This window comes from Adhaeribacter aerolatus (assembly GCF_007991635.1).
Classification (GTDB): domain Bacteria; phylum Bacteroidota; class Bacteroidia; order Cytophagales; family Hymenobacteraceae; genus Adhaeribacter; species Adhaeribacter aerolatus.
In genome coordinates this window covers 1-564 of record NZ_BJYS01000096.1, presented here as the reverse complement: position 1 = coordinate 564, position 564 = coordinate 1, and the positions used below count along the sequence as shown (strand labels likewise).

1 protein-coding gene and 1 pseudogene are annotated in these 564 nt (G+C 42.2%); both read left to right on the top strand.

The annotated features are described in order from the left end of the window. Positions 1 to 62: 62 nt before the first annotated feature. The gene (locus tag AAE02nite_RS26155; RefSeq protein WP_146905900.1) at positions 63 to 347 is read left to right on the top strand and encodes a transposase; all 285 of its coding nucleotides are present in this window, start codon (positions 63 to 65) and stop codon (positions 345 to 347) included. Continuing rightward, positions 344 to 564, top strand: a pseudogene (locus AAE02nite_RS26150) (IS3 family transposase); the annotation flags it as partial. The gene AAE02nite_RS26155 and the pseudogene AAE02nite_RS26150, both read left to right, overlap by 4 nt.

Sequence of the window (564 nt, the reverse complement as noted above, 5' to 3'; positions counted from 1 at the left end):
ATGGTGCCCCCCAAAATTAGGACAGGTGGTTAAAGTATAAAACCTGCTTAAATTGGGGAAATATGAACAAAAAAGATAAGCGCAAATTTACGGCTGCTTTTAAAGTAAAAGTAGCGCTGGAAGCAGTAAAGGGTCAAAGCACGATTGCTGAGCTAGCTAAGCGTTATGAGTTACATCCGAGCCAAATAATGGATTGGAAAAAGACCTTATCCGAAAGGTCGGAAGAATTATTCCAGACAAAAGGGAAGAAGGATGTTTCTTCTTTACCGGATAATGCGGCTCTTTATGAACAAATCGGACGGCTGCAGATGGAGCTTAGTTTTCTGAAAAAAAAGTTGGAACTATGAGTCTATTAGAGCGGCGCCAGATGATTGAGCAACCCCATCTTTTAAGCTTGGTAAGCCAGTGTGACTTGTTAAGCCTACACCGCAGTGGCTTGTACTATCAGCCAGTAGCTGTAGCTAGTGAAGATTTGGTCTTAATGGGCTTGTTGGATAAACAGTACCTGAAGACGCCTTTTTACGGGTACCGCAAAATGACCAAGTTTTTGCAAGGGCAAGATTA

What these genes read in the sequence shown, in the direction of transcription:
- AAE02nite_RS26155 (WP_146905900.1), top strand. Translation starts at nt 63, where the DNA reads ATGAACAAAAAAGATAAGCGCAAATTTACGGCTGCTTTTAAAGTAAAA.